The sequence below is a fragment of the Pseudomonas monachiensis genome, from assembly GCF_047345015.1.
GTDB classification, from domain to species: Bacteria; Pseudomonadota; Gammaproteobacteria; order Pseudomonadales; family Pseudomonadaceae; genus Aquipseudomonas; species Aquipseudomonas monachiensis.
Genome location: NZ_CP178857.1, coordinates 52,541 through 73,594, shown reverse-complemented (window position 1 = coordinate 73,594; position 21,054 = coordinate 52,541). Strand labels below are relative to the sequence as shown.

Below are 21,054 nucleotides of genomic sequence, written 5' to 3'. Positions count from 1 at the left end.
TATTGGTTTCCCCCTGACCTGCGCGAGCCTTGTGCGAAGAAAGGGCGCTTTGTACGGGGCGCCCCTCCAACACTTCAAAGCATAGCAACGGCCTCAGGGTTTGCCGGAGTTCGACGCTTGCGTTCGTCCGCTTTCCCAGCCGCCGCCCAAGGCGAGGAACAAATCGATCTGACTGGCGGCAACCTGGGTGTTCGCGGCAGCCAGTTGCGCCGTGACATCGATGTAGGTGCGGGTGGCCTGCAGGTCGGCCAGGAACGAGGCGCGGCCGGCCTGGAAGAAGCGGTGGGTCTGGTCAGACGCCAGTTTTGCCGATTGCTCGGCATCGGCCAGTGCGTCGCGACGTTGCAGCAATGCCGTGTACTGGGCCAGGCCGGTCTGAGTCTCGCGAATGGCGTTGAGCACTACCCCATCGAAATGTGCCAGGGTCGCCTGGGTCACCGCTTCGGCTTCGCGGATGCGCGCACGGGCGCCGTTGGTCGGCACGTTCCAGGTCAGCGACGGACCGAAGCCCCAGCGGTTGGTAGACGGGTCGCCGAGATCGTCCAGGATACCGACGGTACCGATGGTCGCGCCGATGCTGATGTTCGGGTACAGCTCGCCCGTGGCGACGCCAATACCGGCCGTCGCGGCCGCCAGCCGACGCTCGGCCTGCCGTACATCGGGACGACGCTTGAGCAATGCGGCGCCATCGCCCACCGGAATCAATTGCGCGATTTTCGGCAGCTCGTCGCAGGTGGCGGTGCCGGCCGGCAGTTGGTCCACCGGTTTGGCCAGCAACATCGACAAGCGATACAGCCCGGCCTGACGTGCGGCCTCATAGCGCGGCATGTCGGCGCGCAGGGATTTGAATTGGGTCTGCGAGCGGGTGACCTGGGTTTCGTCGCCGCGCCCGGCATCGCGCAGGCGCTGGATCAGCGTGGTGCTCTGGGCTTGCAGGTCGAGGGAATGCTGGGCAATTTCCCGCTCTTCATTGGCCGCGCACACCTGGGTGTAGGCGCGAACCACGTCGGCCACCACGGTGATGCGTGCGGTATCGGCGGCGGCCTGCGTCGCATCGGCATTGGCCTTGGCCGCTTCGATGCCGCGCTGCAGGGTACCGAACAGATCGAACTGGTACGACGCGCTGATACCGATATCGCCGATGTTCGCCACCGGCACTTTTTCCGGCAGCAGGAACGCCTGGCCAGACTCCTGCAAGCGCTGGGCGCCCATCTGCACGCCGGCGCTCCAGCCGCCCGCCGCTTCGGCTTCATCAACCTGTGCGCGAGACCGCGACAGGCTGGCCGCCGCCACCCGCAAATCGGTGTTGGAAGCCATGGCCTGCTGCACCAACCGGTCGAGTCGCGGATCCTTGTACAGGCGCCACCAATCGGCCGGCACCGGCGCGGACACCACCGTTTTACCGTCGACCGCCAGATCGCCCTGCAAGTCTGGACGATGGACAGCCGCTTCTTCAGGCAAATGATAATCCGGCCCGACCATCTGACACGCCGACAGCAGCAGGCCTAATCCGGCGACCGCCAAACCCGAGGCCTTGCTCATTGCGCCGGCTCCCGTTTCTGATCGTCGATGATCGATACCGTGGCGGTGCGCCCGGCGATCATGCGGAAATCTTCCGGCACGTCATCGAAAGCGATGCGCACCGGAATCCGCTGGGCCAGCCGCACCCAGCTGAAGGCCGGGTTGACGTTGGGCAGCAGGTTATTGCCGCTGGTGCGGTCGCGGTCTTCGATACCGGCGACGATGCTCTCCACATGCCCGCGCAGGCGCGCATTGTCGCCGATCACCCGGATGTCGACGCTTTGCCCGATATGGATGCCGTTCAGTTTGGTTTCTTCGAAATAACCATCGATATGGAACGAGTTGCTGTCGACCACCGACAACACCGGTCGCCCGGCGCTGACGAACTCTTGGGCCCGTGGCGCACGGTCGTTGACGTAGCCGTCCACCGGGCTGCGGATCACCGAGCGGTCGAGGTTGAGCTGCGCGCTGTCCACCGCCACCTGGGCTTCCATCAAGGCCACTTGGGCGCGGGCCACTTTCGACTGGCTTTCTTCCAGTTGTTCACCCGGCACCAGGTTGCCAAGCCCCTTGTTCCGCTTGGCCTCGCGCTGGGCCTGGGCCAGGGTTTCCTCGCGGTCGGCGACTGCCGCTTTCGCTTGGCGCAGGGCCAGCTTGAAGCGGTCCGGATCGATGCTGAACAGCACTTGGCCGCGCTTGACCAACTGGTTGTCGCGCACCTCCACTTGCTGGATCAGCCCGGAGACATCCGGCGCGATTTGCACGATGTCGGCACGGATGTGCCCGTCGCGGGTCCAGGGCGCGAACATGTAATACATCACCATGCGCCAGACCACGACAACGGCGAAGCTCACGATCAGCAGGGTCAACACCACGCGACCCAGGGTTAAAAACGGTTTTTTCATGTCATCAGGTATCGACTGAGTGAGTCCACCGCGCCAAGCAGCAAGGCGTAGAGGGCCACGTTGAACAATGCCCGGTGCCAGACCAGACGGTAAAAGTGCAGGCGCGCCAGCACCCCGTGCACCAACAGGTACAACACATAAGTAATGCCCATCAGCACCAGCAGCGTGGGCAGGAACACCCCGCTCAGATCCAGGTCACCGATCATAAAGGCGCTCCATCAATGCCATGGGGAAGCGGTTCTTCGGACTCGGCGGAGCCGACGAACTCGACGCCGGGCAACAGTGCCAGGCGCAGGCCGCTCAGGGCGTGCAGCAGATGCCGACGGGTCTCATCATCGCCGGCACCGCTGAGAGCGCGGCGCGTGCGGTCGAGGGTCATCAGCAACGGACTCGGTGCCTGCAAGCGCTCACCAGCCTTGAGGCAGGCCTTGAAGTACTCGCCCACCTCGGCCACCACCTGGCGCAACAGCACCTGCGGCACACCAAGGACCCGCGGCGTATAGGCGAGCAGGTCCAACAGGTTCAACGCCACCCGCACTTCCCGCAGCGCCACGCCGGAGTCCTGGCCGGTCATGGCCAGGCGCGGCAGATGCTGCATCAGCCGATCGAGCATCCGTATGCCCAGAAGCCGATGCTCGGACAAAGTGGCCGGCTCGGAGAGGCTGACGATGTCACGCCAGCTGAAACGGGTCAGGCGCTTGGCCGCCAGTTCGGCACCGAACGGCCGGGCGATCAGGGTCCAGATGAACGCGAACAGCAGCCCCATGGGGCCGGCCAGGTTGGAGTTGGCGAAACTGAGGAAGTCCGCGTCGTAAGCGCCCTGAATACTGATGAAGGACGAGGTGTTGACCAGGGTCAGCAGCATGCCCAGGTAAAACTGCGGCTTGACCGTCAGGGTGCCGACGCAAATGAACGGCACGGCAAACGCCAGCACCAGCATCGGAAAGTCATGCAGGTTGGGCAGCACCAGAAACAGATAGAGGCTGGCGAACACCACCGACATCGCCGTCCAGAAAAAGAACCGGTAAATCTGCGGCGCCGGGTCGTCCATCGAGGCAAAGAAACTGCAAGCCACCGCTGCCAGGATCACCGCGCTGCCGCCATCGGTCCAGCCGAGCAGAATCCACAATACCGAGGCGACAATGATTGCCGTAACGGTCGATGCAGCGGAATAAAACATCAGGCCGCGATCCAGGAACGGCGATAGCCGCCCCAGCCGCCAGTGCCGATACACCGCGCGCCAGCTGTCCTGGCTTTCGCACTGGATGGCGTACTGCAGACTGCGACAGTCCTGCCACAAATCGATCCACTCGCCGAGACGGTAAATGGCGTTGGAGAAAAGCAGTTGCTTGCGCTCATCCAGCGCTTCGGGAGCCGGTTGCAGGGCCTCGAGTTGAGCCTTCAGGGTTTGCCAGCGGTCGAGATCGGCATCCTTGTGTTCGAGCCATTCGGTGGTGGCGGCCAGCAAGGGTGCGAACTTGTCCACAAGCTCCGGGGTGCGCCGTTCCAGGGCGTAAAGCGCGTCGTCGAGGGCATCGATCACTGGCAGCAGGTGAATCATCCGACCGCGCAATTCCTTGGTATTGCGCACGGTCTGCGGTCGCGAGCCTTCGTGGGGCAACTGACCGATCATCAATTCCAGGGAGTTGAACGTGGCGACCATCGATGCGCGCAGCGCGCTGACTTCTTCAGGCTGCACGTTGCGGCTAAGGAAGCGCAGGCTGTAGGTCGACGCATCGGTAAACCATTTGCTCACCGAATCATTGAACACCGGCGCCAGGCGCCGGGGCCAGAACATCGCGCCGACCACCGCCGCCACGGCGATGCCGAGAAAGATTTCTTCGGTCCGTGCCTCGGCCACGTCCCATACCCCCAGCGGGTTGTTCACCACCGGCAGGGCAATCAACGGCAAGGTGTAGCCGGCGAGCATCAAGGCGTAGTTGTTGGCGGTGCGCAAATGCAGGGACAGAAACAGCAGCGTCCCGGTCCACAGCGCAATCACCACCACCAGCACGTAGGGGCTCTGCACGAACATCGGCACGAACAGAACCGCCGCCGCAGCGCCGACAAAGGTGCCAACCGCCCGGTATAGCGCCTTGGAACTGGTAGGGCCGAGAAACGGGCTGGAAACGATGTACACCGTGGCCATCGCCCAGTACGGACGCGGCATTTGCATGAGCAGGGCGATGTACAGCGCGATCATTGATGCGGCGAAGGTGCGGACTCCGTAGAACCAGTCCCGCGCCGGGGGCATGCCAGAGAAAAATCCGTTCAAGGGTTCGCCACCGATGGCGGCGTGGCCGCTTCAAATGCTCTCAGTACCCGCAGCGTAGCCTCCAGATCACTCTGGTCAATGCCTTCAAGGACTTCGTGGCGCAAGCGCACCAGCTCCACTTCGACCGCCTGCACCAGCTCCCGACCGGTTTCGGTCAGGCTCAGGCATTTGGCGCGGCGGTCCTGTGCATCTTCGGTGCGGCAGACGTAGCCGCCATGGCACAACTGATCGAGCAGGCGCACCAGCGACGGGCTCTCCATCCCTGCTGCCTGGGCCACCGTCACCTGACGCACACCCTCGCCCAGACGCCCGATCATCAACAGCGGAACGGCACAGGCTTCGGAGATTCCATAGTTGGCCAGCGTGGTCTGGCAGATTTTGCGCCAATGCCTGGCGGCCACCACCATGGCGCTGCTGATGTTCATCTGGAGAACGTCGAGGTTATTCGGCACGAGGGACAATACACACTGTTAGTTTGCTAACTATCAATATTGCATTGAGAGGGATTTTCCGTCAAGTTTTGAAACAAATACGTAACAGCGACCTGCCGAGAGCCATCAGCGTTTCCTGGCACGCTCATACACTTCACTGCGTTCGCGCTTTCCTACTGCAACGACAGAAACGACAGAAACGACGATGCGCTCATCTATCACCTCGTAGACGAGTCGATACCCCGATGACTTCAACTTGATTTTGTAGCAGTCGGGCATGCCATGGAGTGAGTCGGAAGGGATTCGAGGCATTTCGAGCCGCTCTGCCAACTTCTTTTTGAATTGCTCACGTAGCGTGTGCCCCAGCTTGTCCCATTCTTTGCGTGCAGATGGCAGAAATTCGAGCTTATAAGTCATCCAGCGTTACCGGGATCGGTGTTTCATGACGACGAGAACGCACGATTTCCGCCAATTCCAAATCATCCAGGCGCTCCATCATGGCTTCGAACACATCGGCAGGGACCATATACCCCATGACGCGATTGTGATTGAGCACTGCGACGGGCCCTCCATGGGCGCCATTCAAAACGGCAGAGGGGTTTTTCTTTAGTTCAGACACGCTGACAGCCATATCAGCCAAAACACTTTGCATAATTAAGACCTCAAATAAGGTCTTAATTCTGGTCAATTACTGTGATCAGAGCAACCTAGGTTGAGCACCGCCTATCAGTTTTCTAGATCCCCCGCCCCTTCCTCAACAGCACATCCAGCTGATCCACCACCTCCGCCCAATCCGCGTCATCGAGTATCTCTTCACGCAGAAGATCCGCCTGGCTCGGGCTCCAGAAAAATGCATCCGCAAGGTGCAACTCCGGTTTGAGTGGTGAATGGGTGGCGATGAATTTATCGATGCTTTCGGCATCGTCTGGCAGGCCGAGTTGCTTGAACAGGGAGGGAAGGTTGTGGGTTGGGCTTTCCATGTCTAGCTCCTGTGAACTGATTAAGGGACCGCTGCGCGGTCATCGCGAGCAAGCTCGCTCCCACACGGTTCTGAGTCGATCACAAAACCTGTGGGAGCGGGCTTGCCCGCGAAGATGGCAGCATTGACGAAACAAAACTCAATGACTCAACTCCCGCACCTCGGCATGCGGCACCATTTTCAGAAACTCGGGCATGTCCATGCGCACCAGGTTGACGTGGTTGCCGGCCTCCAGATAGATGTCTTTCTGCCGGGTCAGTAGCGGATCGATCACCACCTCCAACCCATAGGACTCACCCAGCGCCGGTACGGCACCGCGTTCGCAATCATCGAACAGGTGCGCCAGGTTGCTTTCGCGGGAAACCTGCCACTCACCGCTGTTGCGGACTTTGCTCAGGTCAAGGTGACGGCTGGCGGGCAGCACGGCCATCAGGTAATGCCCATGGTGATCGTCGAGGATCACCGATTTGGCCACCCGTTCGGCGGGAATACCTGCGACCCGCGCCGTTTCAAGGCTGCTGGCCGAGTGTGGGTGGCTGACGATGTCATATTCGCATTGAGCCTTTTCCAGGCTTCGCTGCACGGTTCTTGCCATACGCATGATGCACCTCGGTGTCCGCCACGATCGCTTGCGGACGATGATTAAAGCTTGGCTTGCGTAGTAAAAGTCTAGGCCCGTCAGCGCGATCCGGCGGGAAATCTGCCCATCGGATGTCGACGGCAGTTGAGCAAAATTCATACCGGCCAAGGCTCAACTAAACTGTATACAGAGCCACTCCACGACTCTCCCGGAGGGTCAAGTGAACACGCGTTGCTGTGCAGTTGCGTTGCTGTTGGCGTTGAGCGGATCGGCCTGCGCCGCCGACACGGTTGTGGTGCTGTTGCCCAACCCCGTCGGGATCTGGTTGATCACCTTCGGCATCGCGTTCCTGATCGCCGAGGCGGCCCTGCCCAATTACGGTGTGATCGGCCTGGGCGGCATCGTGATGTTCGTGATCGGCGCGGTGATCCTGACCAATACCGATGTGCCCGTGCCACTGATGATCGGCCTGGGACTGGTCAGTGCACTGTTGCTGGTTTACCTGGTGTTTCATGCCCTGAAGACCCGACCGCGCCACACTGTCAGCGGTGATGCCGGGCTGGTCGGCAGCGAAACGCCGGTCACTTCAGTACAGCTCGGCAACGCCTGTGGCGGCTGGGTTCATCTGCAAGGAGAACAATGGCAAGTGCTCAGCGCAACGCCGCTGCACCCCGGGCAACGGGTGCGGGTGGTGGGGCGCCAGGGCTTGCTGCTGCAAGTGGCCGCGACTGACGCGGCGCCGGGCGGAGAATAGTCATGGGTTTGCAATTGGGTCTTGTCGCGCTGCTATTGTTGATCATCGCACTGGCGGGGTCGACGTTCCGCATCCTGCGCGAATACGAGCGCGGGGTGGTGTTCCAGCTCGGGCGCTTCTGGCAGGTCAAGGGCCCTGGCCTGATCCTGCTGATTCCGGTGGTCCAGCAAATGGTCCGGGTCGATTTGCGCACCGTGGTGCTGGACGTGCCGCCACAAGACGTGATCACCCGCGACAACGTGTCGGTCAAGGTCAACGCGGTGCTGTATTTCCGCGTACTCGATCCGCAGAAGGCAATCATCCAGGTCGAGGATTTCCTGGCTGCTACCAGCCAATTGGCGCAAACCACGCTGCGGGCAGTGCTGGGTAAACACGAACTGGACGAACTGCTGGCAGAACGCGAACGCTTGAACCTGGACATCCAGCAAGTACTCGACGCCCAGACCGACACCTGGGGCATCAAGGTCGCCAACGTCGAGATCAAGCACGTGGACCTCAACGAATCGATGATCCGCGCCATCGCCAGGCAGGCCGAGGCAGAACGGGAACGGCGAGCCAAGGTGATCCACGCCGAGGGTGAATTGCAGGCCTCGGAAAAGCTCATGCAGGCCGCCGAAATGCTCGGCCGACAACCGGGGGCCATGCAGTTGCGCTACATGCAGACCTTGAGTTCGATTGCCGGCGATAAGAGCTCGACCATTGTCTTTCCACTGCCGATCGAGCTGCTCAAGGGCATGGCGGATTTGTCGTCGAAAGCCTGAACGCCGACCGGTTCAGGACCTGGGCAACACTTCGGCTTCGCCAAGCCAGGTCAACAGTCGATCAAGGCAAGCCTCGATCGTTTGTACTCCGGTGTCGAGTACCAGCGCCGCATCAACCGGCGCCTGATACGGTGCGGACACCCCGGTAAACCCCATCAATTCGCCGCGCCTGGCGCGAGCATAGTGACCTTTTGGATCACGTTGCTCGCACACCGCCAGGGTCGCACTGCACCAGACTTCGCGATAATCGTCACCGAGCCGCCGGGCGAACACATCGCGCAGCTCCACCAGGGGCGCGATCATCGCCAGGATCACGATTTGTCCGTTCTCCACCAGCAACGCCGCCAGTTCGCTGGCGCGACGGATGTTTTCCTGACGATCGCTGTCGCTGAAGCCAAGGTCTTGGTTGAGCCCTACCCGCAACCCGTCACCATCGAGCACCACGCTCTGCAGCCCGCGTGCAAACAACTCGGCGTGCAGCGCTTGCGCGAGGGTCGACTTGCCCGCCGCCGGAAGACCGGTCAGCAGGATCGCCGCGCCGCGATGGCCGTTGCGTTGCTCGCGCCGGGCACGGCTGATGCTGGCGGTCGGGGGCTTCACATCAACGCGCTGGGGCATGGGCCACCGGAACCGTGATATCACCCGCCGCCCAAGCCGCTTCGCGGTTGGCCAGGGCCGTGGCGATGGACTGGACTTGCGTCGATTGCACCTGATCCGGCAGCGGATCGAGGCCGGCGCTGGCGAAAATTTGCCCGTAGGCGTTGCGCAGGTCGGCGTAGGACAGGTCACGACGCAGATCGGCCTGCAAGGTGTTGAGTTCGCCCTGGATCAGATCCAGCTCACCGATGCCGTCCGCCTGGTGACGATTGCGCAACTGACCGACGATTTGCCCGTCGATGTCCGACAATTGCTGATTGGTCTTGAACTGGCGCAACGCCTCGCGGTAATTGGCATTGGCCACATACAGCTGCGCCAGCACCGCAATCGACATCGCCTGACGGCGCGCGGTGGCGACTTCTTCACCAGCCTTGGCCACGTTGATCGCCGCGGGAGCCGAGATCACGTTAAACAGGTTCCAGGTGACTTTGACGCCGTAATCGGCCCAGCCTTGCTCCACCAGGAACGAGTTGCTGTCGTAATGTCCGCCGGCGGAGAACTCCAGGCCCGGCAGCAGGCGCAACATGGCTTTGCGGGTCTCGGCAGCGCTGATGCGGGCCTGATAATCCTGTTCGCGCAGTTCCGGGCGGCTGGTCAGGGCTTCCTGTTCGAGAGTGGCCAGATCGATCTTGAGCTCGGGAATCTCATAACCGTTATCGGTCGCCAGGGTCAGCTCGGTGCCCATCGGCAGGTTGATCAGGGTCGCCAGTTCGGTCTTCGCCAGAGACAAGGCACGGCGCTGCTCCTCCAGTTGGCGTGTCGCTTCGATCAGCGAACGCTGATAACCGAGGGCCTGCACCGGATCGCCAATGCGTTGCTGGCTCATGCTCTGGCTGTCGTTGCGCGCGGTTTCAACCCGCGCCATCAGGCTGTCGATCTGCGTGAGCAGGCGTTCGGCGGCCATCGCCCGCCAATACGCCGAGCGCACGTCCTGGACGATAGTGTTGATCACCTTGCGCCGACGTTCCTGAACGATCAGGCGCTGGTCGCCCTGCTGCTTGGCGCTGATGTAACTGACACCAAAATCGAGCACGTTCCAGACCATCGTCAGGTCCGCCACATCACGGTCGCGGTCCTGGGATGTCGAAGGTTCCAGGGACTGCGTGCCGGTGCGCACACTCTGGCTGCTGGAGGCGTTGACGTTGTTGCGTCCCACGTATCCGGCGTCCAGCGCCATGCGCGGCAGCATGTCGAAACTGGCGAGGTCGAGCTGACGCTTGGCCAGGGCCTCCTCCATGATTTTCAACCGGCCTTCGAGGTTGTACTTCACCGCACGGGCCATGGCCTGGTGCAGGGTCAACGGGCCGGCAAGGGGCTCCTGCCCCTTGTACATGCTTTGCAGGTCACTTTTGGCCCGCTGCTCACTGACACTGCGTTCGATCGGCTCACTGGTGACTGCGCATCCGCTGATCGCCAGTGCCAGCAGACTGGCTCCAAACAACTTATGACTTCTATTCATCCTTGCATCGCCCCTGGGTGCCGCATCAAAAGTGAAAGTTCTCATCAGGCCTGCATTTCGCCGATGCCGGCCAGTTTCAAAGCGGCGGCCAGGTTGGCGACCTGCTGCTGCTCGTTGTCCTTGAGTTGTTGCAACTGCTGGCCCAGTGTCGGTGCGCCAAATACCCCGCGCAGCCCTTGGGAAACATCGCCGGACTTGATCGACTGACTGCCGAAGGCGTTCAACGAATCGCGCTCGCTGCTGCTGTCCTGATTGAACAGGCTCGACAGCGTGCTGGTGCTGAACACACCGCCGTCACCGCCACCGAAACCGAGGAAACCATGTCCCGAGCCATCGCCACCGCCGTCAGTGCTGCTGAAAACCTGCGCGATGAAACTCGGGGTCAATGCGCCGTGGTTCATGAAAATATCGCCCAACGGCCGGATACCGTTGCCGATCACCCGTTGTTCGAACAATGGCTGGAAGGTCAATGGTGAAGTGAGGTTGCCCGTCGGAGGCGTGAAAATGCTCGGTTGCAGCGGCACGTTGGGCACATCGGGCAGCGTCACCGGGGTGCTGCTTTGGAACTCGGGGTCTACCGTTACGACGACAACCGATGAGGTCGGCACCGTGTTGATGACAAAATTGTCGGACTGGCTCACGCCGCTGCCACTGTTGCCGGCCATGTCGCTGATACCGGCGCGGTTGATGCTGATCGCGTTGCTGGCGATATTGACGTTGGCGGTCGGTGTCAGCATTGCGGTCCAGGTCTTGCCGCCGTCGCTGCTACTCAGGTCGGACAAGGTGCCGTTGGCAATACTGATGTCGGACAAATCAAAACCGCTGACCGCTTCGCTGAAGGTGATGGTCACCTGCGAGGTCTGGCCCACGCCCAGGTTCGGATTGGCGATCACCACGGTGGCGGTTGGCAGTTCGCTGTCGAGGGTGTAATTGTTCGACACCGCCACCGTGTTGCCAGTGTTGCCCACCAGATCCGTGACGTTGCGGGTGTCCAGGGCGATGAAGTTGCTTGGGTCGGTGACATTGGCCGTCGGCGTGAACGTCGCCGTCCAGGTCTTGCCGCCATCGCTGCTGCCGAGGTTGCTCAGGTCGCCATTGGTCACGCTCAAGTCGGACAGGTCGAAGTTGCTGACGGCCTCGCTGAAGGTGAAGGTCACCGTAGTGGTCTGGCCGATACCGAGGTTCGGGTTGGCAACCACGATACTCACCGTCGGCCGGGTCGCATCGAGCGCGTAGTTGTTGGAGATGGCGATACTGGCGCCGAAGTTGCCGACATTGTCCTGCACGCGACCGGTGTCGAGCACGATCAGGTTGGTTGCGTCGCTGACATTGGCGGTCGGCGTCAGGGTCGCGGTCCAGGTCACGCCGCCATCGCTGCTGCTCAGGTTCGACAACACGCCGTTGGCAACGCTGATGTCCGATACGTCGAAACCGCTCACCGCTTCACTGAAAGTGATGGTCACGGTGGTGGTTTCACCGATGCCGAGTTGCGTGTCGGCTACCACTATGGTCGCCGTCGGCAGCACGGTATCAATGGTGAAGCTGGCCGAGTTGCTGATGCCGGTTCCGGCATTGCCCGCGAGGTCGGACACCCCGGCGTTGCTCAAGCTGATCAGGTTGGTCGTGTCCTTCACGTTGGCGGTTGGCGTGAAGGTCGCGGTCCAGGTCACACCGCCGTCGCTGCTGCTCACGGCGCTCAATGTACCGTTGGGGATGGACAGGTCCGCGTTGGTGAAGCCGCTCACTGCCTCGGAGAACGTGATGGTTACCAAGGTCGATTCACCGGCCGCCAGCGTACCGTCGGCAACCACGATGGTCGCGGTCGGGCCTTGGGTGTCAATGGTGTAGGTATTGGAGTTGACCGTACCGCTGCCGGCATTGCCGGCCACATCCTGCACACCCGCCATGTTCAGCGCGATGGTGTTGCTGGTGTCGGTGAGATCGGCCGTCGGGGTAAGGGTGGCGGTCCAGGTGATCCCGCCGTCGCTGGAACTGACATTGCTCAGGATGCCGTTTGCGATGGTCAAGTCACTGTTGTCGAAACCGCTCACCGCTTCGCTGAAGGTGATGGTCACCAATGAGGTTTCACCGGTACTCAGCGCCGTGTCGGCAACCACGATGGTCGCGGTGGGCAGTGCGGTGTCGATGGCAAAATTGTTCGAGTCGGTGGTGCCCGACCCCGCGTTGCCCGAACCATTGGCCACGCCGCTATTGTCGAGCGTGATCAGGTTGCTGGCATCGGTAACGTCCGAGGTTGGCGTAAAGGTCGCCGTCCAGGTGATGCCGCCGTCGATGCTGCTGACGTTGCTCAATGTACCGTTGGCGAGGATCAGGTCGGCGTTGCTGAAACCGTTGACGGCCTCGCTGAAGGTGATGGTCACCAGGCTCGTTTCGCCGGCCTTGAGCGCCGTATCGGCGATCACGATGCTGGCGGTTGGCACGCTGGTTTGCACCAGGTAATTCGCCGAGTTGGTCACCCCGTTCCCGGCGTTGCCTGCCGCGTCGGTGACACCGGTGTTGTCCAGAGTGATGAGGTTGCTGGTATCGGTAATGCTGGCGGTCGGCGTGAACGTCGCGGTCCAGGTAACGCCACCGTCGCTGCTGCTCAACCCGCTCAGGGTGCCGTTGGCGACGCTCAGATCTGAACTGTCCAGACCACTGACTGCTTCGTTGAAGCTGATGGTCACCAGGGTCGTTTCGCCGGGACGCAGGTCGGTGTCGGCCATGACAATGGTCGCGGTCGGGCGTTGGCTGTCGATCGCGTAGTTGTTCGAGTCCGTGCTCCCGCTGCCGGCGTTGCCCGCCGCATCCTGAACACCGCTGTTATCGAGCCGAATGAGGTTGCTGGTGTCGGCGATACCCGTCAACGGTGTCAGGGTAGCCGTCCAGGTAATGCCTCCGTCGCTGCTGCTCACCGCACTCAAGGTGCCATTGTCGATGGTCAGGTCGGCATTGGTGAAACCGCTCACCGCCTCGGAGAAGGTGATGGTCACCAGCGTGGTTTCGCCGACACTCAGGGCATTGTCAGCGACCACTATGGTGGCGATCGGGCGCTGGGTGTCGATGGCGTAGTTGTTGGAGTCGGTGGTGCCGCTGCCCGCATTGCCCGAGGCGTTCTGCACGCCGCTGTTGTCCAGGATGATCAGGTTGGCGGCGTCGGTGATGTTGGCGGTCGGCGTGAAGGTTGCCGTCCAGGTGACGCCGCCATCGCTGCTGCTCACCGCGCTCAGGGCGCCGTTGGCGATGGTCAGGTCGGCGTTGCTGAAACCGCTCACTGCTTCGCTGAAGGTGATGGTCACCAGCGAGGACTCGCCGACGTTCAGGGCATTGTCGGCGACCACGATGGTGGCGGTCGGTAACACGGTGTCGATGGTGAAGTTGGCGGAGTTGCTCGTACCGCTGCCGGCGTTGCCTGCGAGGTCCGCGACTGCGCTGTTGTCCAGGATGATCAGGTTGGTCGTGTCGTTGACCGTGACGTTCGGCGTGAACGTCGCCGTCCAGGTGATGCCTCCGTCGCTGCTGCTGACCGCACTCAACGTACCATTGGGAACACTCAGATCGGCGTTGGTGAAACCGCTCACTGCCTCACTGAAGGTGATAGTCACCTGGGTCGTTTCACCGGCAATCAGGGTTGAATCGGCCATGACAATGGTCGCGGTCGGGCGTTGGCTGTCGACCGCGTAATTGTTCGAGTCCGTGGTTCCGCTGCCGACGTTGCCCGCCCCGTCGATCACACCGCTATTGTCCAGGGTGATCAGGTTGCTGGTGTCGGTGACGCCAACCGTCGGAGTAAATGTCGCGGTATATGTGATGTTATCGCTGGTGCTGAGATTGCTCAGAGTACCGTTGCTCACCGTCAGGTCGGCCAGGGAAAAGCCGGTTACCGCCTCGGAGAAGGTGATAGTCACCACCGAGGTTTCGCCCACCGCCAGCGCCGTGTCCGCGACCACGATGGTCGCCGTCGGGCGCACGGTGTCGATGGCGTAGTTGTTGGAATCGGTGGTGCCGCTGCCCGCGTTGCCCGAGATGTTCTGTACGCCGCTGTTGTCCAGGGTGATCAGGTTGTTTGCGTTGGTGATGTCGGCGGTCGGCGTGAAGGTTGCCGTCCAGGTGATGCCGCCATCACTGCTGCTCACTGCGCTCAGGGTGCCGTTGGCGATACTCAGGTCGGCGTTGCTGAAACCGCTCACGGCCTCGGAGAAGGTGATGGTCACCAGCGTGGTTTCGCCGACACTCAGGGCGTTATCGGCGACTACGATGGTGGCGGTCGGCAACACGGTGTCGATGGTGAAGTTGGCGGAATTGGTCGTACCGGTGCCGGCGTTGCCCGCCAGGTCGCTGACCCCGGCATTGTCCAGGGTGATCAGGTTGGTCGTGTCGTTGACATCGAGGGTTGGCGTGAACGTCGCCGTCCAGGTGATGCCGCCGTCGCTGCTGCTCACCGCACTCAACGTGCCGTTGGGAACACTCAGATCCACGCTGCTGAAACCGCTCACCGCCTCGGAGAAGGTGATGGTCACCAGCGAGGTTTCACCCGCGCTCAGCGTCGTATCGGCCAGCACGATCGTGGCGGTCGGGCGCAGCGTGTCGATGGCATAGTTGTTGGAGTCGGTGGTGCCGCTGCCAGCGTTGCCCGCCAGATCGCTGACCCCGGTGTTGTTCAGGGTGATCAGGTTGGTGGTGTCGTTGATGCTCGAGGACGGCGTGAAGGTTGCCGTCCAGGTGATACCGCCGTCACTGCTGCTGACGTTGCTCAATGTGCCGTTGGCGACGGTCAGGTCTGCGTTGGTGAAACCGCTCACCGCTTCACTGAAGGTGATCGTCACCAGGGAGGTTTCACCGATGGCCAGCGTATCGTCGACCACGACGATGTTCGCCGTCGGGCGCACGGTGTCGATGGCGTAGTTGTTGGAATCGGTGGTGCCGCTGCCCGCGTTGCCCGAGCCGTTTTGCACACCGCTGTTATCCAGAGTGATGACGTTGCTGGTGTCGGTGATGGCATTGGTCGGGGTGAATGTCGCGGTCCAGGTGATACCGCCATCGCTGCTGCTGACGATACTCAAGGTGCCATTGGCGATGCTCAGGTCGGCATTGGAGAAACCGCTGACGGCTTCGCTGAACGTGATGGTCACCAACGACGTTTCACCGAGTAGCAGCTCGGTGTCGGCCACCGCGATGGTGGCGGTCGGCAGCACGGTATCAATCGTGTAGTTGCCGGAGTTGGTGGTGCCGCTGCCTGTATTGCCGGCCACATCGGTCACGCCGGTATTGGCCAGGGTGATGACATTGCTCGAATCATTCACGCCGACGGTTGGGGTGAAGGTCGCGGTCCAGGTGATGCCGCCATCACTGCTGCTGACCGCGCTCAAAGTGCCGTTGGCGATGATCAGGTCGGCGTTGGTGAAACCGCTTACTGCTTCGGAGAAAGTAATGGTCACCAGCGAGGTTTCACCCGCGCTCAGCGTCGTATCGGCCAGCACGATCGTGGCGGTCGGGCGAACCGTGTCGATGGCATAGTTGTTGGAGTCGGTGGTGCCGCTGCCGGCGTTGCCCGCCAGGTCGCTGACCCCGGTGTTGTCCAGGGTGATCAGGTTGGTCGTGTCGCTGATGCTCGCCGAAGGCGTGAAGGTTGCGGTCCAGGTGATGCCGCCGTCGCTGCTGCTGACTGCGGTCAGCGTGCCGTTTGTGATCGTCAGGTCCGCGTTGGTGAAACCGCTGACCGCTTCACTGAAGGTGATCGTCACCAGCGAGGTTTCGCCGATTCTCAGCGCCGTGTCCGCGACCACAATGGTGGCCGTCGGGCGCACGGTATCGATGGCGTAGTTGTTGGAGTCGGTGGTACCGCTGCCCACGTTACCGCTGGCGGCAGCCTGCACACCGGTATTGTCCAATGTGATCAGGTTGGTCGTATCGGTGATGCTGGCAATCGGAGTGAAGGTGGCGGTCCAGGTGATACCGCCGTCGCTGCTGCTCACCGAGGTCAACGTGCCGTTGGCGATGGTCAGGTCGGCGTTGGTGAAACCGCTCACGGCCTGGTTGAAGGTGATGGTCACCAGCGACGTTTCACCAATTCTCAGCGCGGTGTCCGCCACCACAATCGTCGCGGTCGGCGGGGCAGTATCGATGGCGTAGTTGCCCGAGGAACTGATCCCGCTGCCGGTGTTGCCCGCCAGATCCGCCACGCCGGTGTTGGCCAGGCTGATGACGTTGGTCGCGCTGATGATGCCTGCTGTCGGGGTAAACGTTGCGGTCCAGGTGATGCCGCCGTCGCTGCTGCTCACCGAGGTCAACGTGCCATTGGCGACGCTCAGGTCGGCGTTGGTGAAACCGCTGACCGCTTCACTGAAGGTGATGGTCACCAGCGAGGTTTCGCCCGCTGTCAGTGTTGTATCGGCCAGCACAATGGTGGCGGTCGGGCGCACGGTGTCGATGGCGTAGTTGTTGGAATCGGTGGTGCCGCTGCCGGCGTTGCCCGACAGGTCGCTGACCCCGGTGTTGTCCAGGGTAATCAGGTTGGTCGTGTCGTTGATGCTCGCCGAAGGCGTGAAGGTGGCGGTCCAGGTGATGCCGCCGTTGCTGCTGCTCACCGCAGTCAACGTGCCGTTGGTGATGGTCAGATCCGCGTTGGTGAAACCGCTGACCGCTTCACTGAAGGTAATCGTCACCAGCGAGGTTTCACCGATTCTCAGCGCCGTGTCCGCGACCACAATGGTCGCCGTCGGCCGCACGGTATCGATGGCGTAGTTGTTGGAGTCGGTAGTGCCGCTGCCGGCGTTGCCGCTGGCGGCAGCCTGCACACCGGTATTGTCCAATGTGATCAGGTTGGTCGTATCGTTGATGCTGGCAGTCGGAGTGAAGGTGGCGGTCCAGGTGATACCGCCGTCGCTGCTGCTCACCGAGGTCAACGTGCCGTTGGCGATGGTCAGGTCGGCGTTGGTGAAACCGCTCACGGCCTGGTTGAAGGTGATGGTCACCAGCGACGTTTCACCAATTCTCAGCGCGGTGTCGGACACCACAATCGTCGCGGTCGGCGGGGCAGTATCGATGGCGTAGTTGCCCGAGGAACTGATCCCGCTGCCGGTATTGCCCGCGAGATCGGCCACGCCGGTATTAGCCAGGCTGATGACGTTGGTCGCGCTGATGATCCCTGCGGTCGGGGTAAACGTGGCGGTCCAGGTGATGCCGCCGTCGCTGCTGCTCACCGAGGTCAACGTGCCATTGGCGACGCTCAGGTCGGCGTTGGTGAAACCGGTCACGGCCTCGGAGAAGGTGATGGTCACCAGCGAGGTTTCGCCCGCTGTCAGTGTTGTATCGGCCAGCACAATGGTGGCGGTCGGGCGCACGGTGTCGATGGCGTAGTTGTTGGAATCGGTGGTGCCGCTGCCGGCGTTGCCCGACAGGTCGCTGACCCCGGTGTTGTCCAGGGTAATCAGGTTGGTCGTGTCGTTGATGCTCGCCGAAGGCGTGAAGGTGGCGGTCCAGGTGATGCCGCCGTTGCTGCTGCTCACCGCAGTCAACGTGCCGTTGGTGATGGTCAGATCCGCGTTGGTGAAACCGCTGACCGCTTCACTGAAGGTGATCGTCACCAGCGAGGTTTCGCCGATTCTCAGCGCCGTGTCCGCGACCACAATGGTGGCCGTCGGGCGCACGGTATCGATGGCGTAGTTGTTGGAGTCGGTAGTGCCGCTGCCGGCGTTGCCCGCCAGATCAGCCACGCCGGTGTTGTCCAGGGTGATCAGGTTGGTCGTATCCGTGATGCTCGCCGACGGCGTGAAGGTCGCCGTCCAGGTGATGCCGCCGTCGCTGCTGCTCACCGAGGTCAAGGTGCCGTTGGTAATGGTCAGGTCGGCGTTGGTGAAACCGCTCACCGCCTCGGAGAAGGTGATGGTCACCAGTGAAGTTTCGCCGATTCTCAACGCAGTGTCCGCCACCACGATGGTCGCGGTTGGTCGGAGTGTATCGATGGCATAGTTGTTGGAGTCGGTGGTGCCGCTGCCGGCGTTGCCCGACAGGTCGCTGACCCCGGTGTTGTTCAGGGTGATCAGGTTGGTTGTGTCATTGATGCTCGCGTTCGGGGTGAACGTGGCGGTCCAGGTGATGCCGCCGTCGCTGCTGCTCACCGAAGTCAAGGTGCCGTTGGCAATCGTCAGGTCGGCGTTGGTGAAACCGCTGACCGCTTCGGAGAAGGTGATCGTTACCAGAGAGGTTTCGCCGATTCTCAGCGCCGTGTCCGTCACCACGATGGTGGCCGTTGGACGCACGGTATCGATGGCGTAATTGTTCGAATCGGTAGTGCCGCTGCCGGCGTTGCCCGCCAGGTCGCTGACCCCGGTGTTGTCCAGAGTGATCACATTCGTGGTGTCAGTGATGCTGGCGGTCGGAGTGAAAGTCGCTGTCCAGGTGATGCCGCCATTGCTGCTGCTCACTGCGGTCAAGGTGCCGTTGGCAATCGTCAGGTCGGCGTTGGTGAAACCGCTGACCGCTTCGTTGAAGGTGATGGTCACCAGCGAGGTTTCGCCGATTCTCAGCGCCGTATCCGCGACCACAATGGTCGCCGTCGGCCGCACGGTATCGATGGCGTAGTTATTGGAGTTGGTGACACCAACGCCGGCGGTGCCCAGACCGTTGATCACCCCGGTGTTGTCCAGGGTAATGACGTTGCTCGTATCGGAAAGACTGGCGGTCGGCGTGAACGTTGCCGTCCAGGTGATGCCGCCATCGCCGCTGCTTACGGCCGTCAACGTGCCGTTGGCGATGGTCAGGTCCGCATTGGTGAAACCGGTCACGACCTCGGAGAAAGTGATCGTCACCAAGGACGTTTCGCCGATGCTCAGTGTGGTGTCAGCGACCACAATGGTCGCGGTCGGCGGCGGCGAATACGCGGTGTTGAGTACACCTCCGTCGTTGTAGATGGTCGCAACGGAGGTCGGCGAGGTGCCGGTTGTCCCCCCGCCCTGCGCGGTACCGCCTGCACCACTGGCCGCGGCATTACCGGCCAGGGCCGCGAAGTTGGCTGCCGTGATCAACAATGTGCCTTTGTTCCAGATCGCACCGACGCCCCGGCCGCCCACACCGCCATTGCTGGCATTGCTGCCCTGGCCACCGCCACCGCCACCGCCGCCACCGGCGCCAATGTTGTTGCTAATGGTCGACGTGCCAATGATGGTGATGGTGCCGCTGCTGGCGTTGTAGATCCCGCCCACCGCGTTGCCGCCAGCGCCACCCACCTTGTCCCAACCGGCCCCGCCGCCGCCACCGCCAATGGAAATCGTGCCATTGGTGGCCGTCGAACCGTTACCGCCGTTGCTGTAATAGGAAACGCCCACCCCACCAGCACCGCCAGTGGTGGTACCGCCGCGACCGCCCATGTGGGTCGCGTCATAACCGCCGCCGTAACCACCGGCGCCACCGCCGCCCGCACCACCACCCAACGTGCCGGTACCCGGCCCTGCCGAACCGCCATGCCCGCCACCCTGGCCGCCCAAACCGCCGCCGCCACCACCGCCACCGCCGTAAAAGGCGCCCGTGACACCACCGCCACCGCCGCCACCGGAAGCGCCGTTGGAAGTCACGGTTACGTTTTTCAGGGTAAGAATACCGGCGTTGAAAATGCCACCGGCCATCGCGCCCGAGGCACCGTAGCCACCGTTGCCGCCCGTGCCCGACACCAGGCCCCTGGTGATCACCAGGCCATCGAGTGTCACGGTACTGCCAGATGCCACTTCAATCACTCGGGTCCTGTACTGACCATCGAGAATCACGTCAGCCGCGCCATCGTTGTTCAAGTCGCCATCAACGGTGATGTTCTTGTTGATCAGCAGTTCGGACGTCAGCTGCACCGTCATGCTGCTGTTAAAGGTGACTAGGTCACCGTTCTGCGCCGAGGCGATGGCGGCACGCAGCGAGCCGACGCCCGTATTGGCGTTGTTGGTGGCGGTCCAGGTGGCCAGGCCCCATTGGTAATCACTCATGGCTTGTGTCGACAGCACGTTGGCGCTTTCGATGTTGCCGGTGACGATTTCCAGATCCCAGTCGCCGCCCACACCGGTGCGGTTGCTCGAAGCCGCTACATCGCGGCCGGTCATTTGCGCCAGCGAATCGACAAAGCTCAGGCCACGCTCGCCTTCGGCGGTGTAGCAGCCGTAGATCAGGATGTCGCCGCCAGCGTTGATGTCCTTGCCGATTTGCGCCAGCACCGCGCTGCGGGCGGCGACGTTGTCGGCCGACAGATAGCTGTCGCCCAGCCACAGGTCGCCGGCGTTGCCGTGGGCGATGATCTGCACCGAGCTGACGCCCTGATGCTGATCGAGGTAGTCGGCGATCTGTTGCAGTCCATCCTTGCCCGCGTCCAGCTTCACGACCTGGGTCCCGGGGGCGACGCCCTGGAGCAGGCTGTCGGCTTCTTTCACCCGGGAGTCAACGAACACCACGCTCTGCCCCGGCACCGCAATGGGGCTGGCGGCCGGTGTGGCATCGGCCTGGCCGTGGGTGTCCTTGCTGGCCGTCGGGTGATCGGCGGTCGGTGCCTTGGCGGCATCTGCTGTGGAATGGCTATCGGCCTGGGCCGCGGTATCGGCCACCGTGGCGGCGACAGCGCCGTCGAACAGCATGCGCGGTTCAAGGGACATGATCATGGGCGCCGCTGGCGTCCGTTGGCCTTCGGTTGCCCGTGACTTTGCCTTTGCCCCGTCAAAAATGGTCCACCACATGCTGCTCACCCGAATTCGAACGA

The 21,054-nt window shown here is 62.2% G+C and carries 14 protein-coding genes; 2 read left to right on the top strand and 12 right to left on the bottom strand.

The genetic code is table 11. The annotated features are described in order from the left end of the window. Positions 1-93: 93 nt before the first annotated feature. From ACMDB8_RS00240 to ACMDB8_RS00200, 9 genes are all read right to left on the bottom strand, one after another. Positions 94-1,542 carry an efflux transporter outer membrane subunit gene (locus ACMDB8_RS00240; protein ID WP_409079071.1) on the bottom strand — a complete coding sequence of 483 codons (1,449 nt, stop codon included), beginning with the start codon at positions 1,540-1,542 and terminating at the stop codon, positions 94-96. Further along, positions 1,539-2,426: an efflux RND transporter periplasmic adaptor subunit gene (locus tag ACMDB8_RS00235; protein WP_223541566.1), complete on the bottom strand. Its 888-nt coding sequence runs from the start codon at positions 2,424-2,426 to the stop codon at positions 1,539-1,541. The genes ACMDB8_RS00240 and ACMDB8_RS00235 overlap by 4 nt, the downstream gene beginning before the upstream one ends. Continuing rightward, positions 2,423-2,632: a DUF1656 domain-containing protein gene (locus ACMDB8_RS00230; protein ID WP_056726983.1), complete on the bottom strand. Its 210-nt coding sequence runs from the start codon at positions 2,630-2,632 to the stop codon at positions 2,423-2,425. The genes ACMDB8_RS00235 and ACMDB8_RS00230 overlap by 4 nt, the downstream gene beginning before the upstream one ends. After that, entirely contained in the window at positions 2,629-4,701 is a 2,073-nt protein-coding gene (locus ACMDB8_RS00225; RefSeq protein WP_409079070.1) for an FUSC family protein, read from the bottom strand. Before ACMDB8_RS00225 ends, ACMDB8_RS00230 begins: the two co-directional genes overlap by 4 nt. Beyond that, a complete protein-coding gene (locus ACMDB8_RS00220) occupies positions 4,698-5,126 on the bottom strand; it encodes a MarR family winged helix-turn-helix transcriptional regulator (protein WP_056726985.1) in 429 nt (142 codons plus the stop codon). Before ACMDB8_RS00220 ends, ACMDB8_RS00225 begins: the two co-directional genes overlap by 4 nt. A 132-nt stretch (positions 5,127-5,258) precedes the next feature. Continuing rightward, positions 5,259-5,549 (bottom strand): type II toxin-antitoxin system RelE family toxin, encoded by a 291-nt coding sequence (locus tag ACMDB8_RS00215; RefSeq protein ID WP_056726986.1) that lies wholly within the window; start codon positions 5,547-5,549, stop codon positions 5,259-5,261. Next, a complete protein-coding gene (locus ACMDB8_RS00210) occupies positions 5,539-5,784 on the bottom strand; it encodes a type II toxin-antitoxin system prevent-host-death family antitoxin (RefSeq protein ID WP_046040690.1) in 246 nt (81 codons plus the stop codon). Before ACMDB8_RS00210 ends, ACMDB8_RS00215 begins: the two co-directional genes overlap by 11 nt. Positions 5,785-5,866: 82 nt before the next feature. Next, positions 5,867-6,112, bottom strand: a complete 246-nt coding sequence (locus ACMDB8_RS00205) for a DUF2789 domain-containing protein (RefSeq protein WP_056726987.1) — start codon at positions 6,110-6,112, stop codon at positions 5,867-5,869. A gap of 138 nt (positions 6,113-6,250) precedes the next feature. Continuing rightward, a complete protein-coding gene (locus tag ACMDB8_RS00200) occupies positions 6,251-6,712 on the bottom strand; it encodes an aminoacyl-tRNA deacylase (protein ID WP_056726988.1) in 462 nt (153 codons plus the stop codon). Between the two features lie 199 nt (positions 6,713-6,911). On the opposite strand from ACMDB8_RS00200, the gene ACMDB8_RS00195 reads away from it, so the two are divergent. Further along, on the top strand, positions 6,912-7,445 hold the full coding sequence (locus tag ACMDB8_RS00195; protein ID WP_056726989.1) for an NfeD family protein: 534 nt from the start codon (positions 6,912-6,914) through the stop codon (positions 7,443-7,445). A gap of 2 nt (positions 7,446-7,447) precedes the next feature. Beyond that, positions 7,448-8,206 carry a slipin family protein gene (locus tag ACMDB8_RS00190; RefSeq protein ID WP_056726990.1) on the top strand — a complete coding sequence of 253 codons (759 nt, stop codon included), beginning with the start codon at positions 7,448-7,450 and terminating at the stop codon, positions 8,204-8,206. Positions 8,207-8,218: 12 nt separating this feature from the next. On the opposite strand, the gene cysC is transcribed toward ACMDB8_RS00190, so the two are convergent. From cysC to ACMDB8_RS00175, 3 genes are read right to left on the bottom strand one after another with little or no spacing between them, the layout of a single operon-like run. Continuing rightward, positions 8,219-8,824 (bottom strand): adenylyl-sulfate kinase, encoded by a 606-nt coding sequence (cysC, locus tag ACMDB8_RS00185; RefSeq protein WP_056726991.1) that lies wholly within the window; start codon positions 8,822-8,824, stop codon positions 8,219-8,221. Then, positions 8,808-10,322: a TolC family protein gene (locus ACMDB8_RS00180; RefSeq protein WP_409079069.1), complete on the bottom strand. Its 1,515-nt coding sequence runs from the start codon at positions 10,320-10,322 to the stop codon at positions 8,808-8,810. The genes cysC and ACMDB8_RS00180 overlap by 17 nt, the downstream gene beginning before the upstream one ends. A gap of 44 nt (positions 10,323-10,366) precedes the next feature. After that, the gene (locus ACMDB8_RS00175; protein WP_409079522.1) at positions 10,367-20,956 is read right to left on the bottom strand and encodes an Ig-like domain-containing protein; all 10,590 of its coding nucleotides are present in this window, start codon (positions 20,954-20,956) and stop codon (positions 10,367-10,369) included. Positions 20,957-21,054 lie beyond the last annotated feature (98 nt).